The organism is Dietzia sp. DQ11-44 (assembly GCF_014145205.1).
GTDB classification, from domain to species: domain Bacteria; phylum Actinomycetota; class Actinomycetes; order Mycobacteriales; family Mycobacteriaceae; genus Dietzia; species Dietzia natronolimnaea.
Genome location: NZ_JAALEC010000678.1, coordinates 1 through 252 on the forward strand (window position 1 = coordinate 1; position 252 = coordinate 252).

Sequence of the window (252 nt, forward strand, 5' to 3'; positions counted from 1 at the left end):
GGCCGACCCGCCGCGGCCGGGCCGGCCGGGCCTCAGTCGGCGAGCGGCGTCCCGTCCCGCAGGTGCGGGGCGAGGGTGTTGTCGAACATCGTCAGCGCCGACGCGATCGCCATGTGCATGTCCAGGTACTGGTACGTGCCCAGCCGGCCGCCGAAGATCACGCGGTTCGCCGCGGTCTCGGCCTTGGCGCGGTCGCGGTAGAGGGCCAGCCGCTCGCGGTCGGTGGACTCGTTGATCGGGTAGTACGGCTCA

1 protein-coding gene is annotated in these 252 nt (G+C 73.0%); it reads right to left on the minus strand.

The window, feature by feature from the left end; genetic code table 11:
* Positions 1–32: 32 nt before the first annotated feature.
* A partial coding sequence (locus tag G6018_RS15445) for a UDP-galactopyranose mutase (protein ID WP_277817790.1) occupies positions 33–252 on the minus strand: 220 nt, incomplete at its 5' end.